The sequence below is a fragment of the Paenibacillus sp. KS1 genome (genome assembly GCF_001680695.1).
GTDB classification, from domain to species: domain Bacteria; phylum Bacillota; class Bacilli; order Paenibacillales; family Paenibacillaceae; genus Paenibacillus_B; species Paenibacillus_B suaedae.
The window spans coordinates 1-321 of sequence record NZ_MAIS01000347.1 but is presented as its reverse complement, the minus strand read 5'-3'; the positions used below and the strand labels follow the sequence as shown (position 1 = coordinate 321).

General features: G+C 43.6%; 1 pseudogene. It reads left to right on the top strand.

The window, feature by feature from the left end:
* Nucleotides 1-321 (top strand): annotated as a pseudogene (locus BBG47_RS28605) (hypothetical protein); the annotation flags it as partial.

Sequence of the window (321 nt, the reverse complement as noted above, 5' to 3'; positions counted from 1 at the left end):
GCTAAAGGCAAAGTGGTGTATTCCAAAAAGGTAGAAGCGCCAGAGGTGGGAGAGATCAAGCTGGAGTACGCCAAAGGAAATGATAAGTTGTTCGTGGAACTCTACACGCTAGAGACAGATAAGAATGCTAAAGACAAAGGGTTCGAGTACAAATCTGCTGACGAATATGATGCAGAAACAAAGAAGAAGTATCCTCAATTCGTTAGAAATTCGGTGTCATGGACGGAGAAAGGGGTAAGATTCACCATTGCCACGAATCCCGGTAATCCATTGGCGAAGGAAGAGCTGATCGAGCTTGCGAAAACGATGATTAAAAAATGA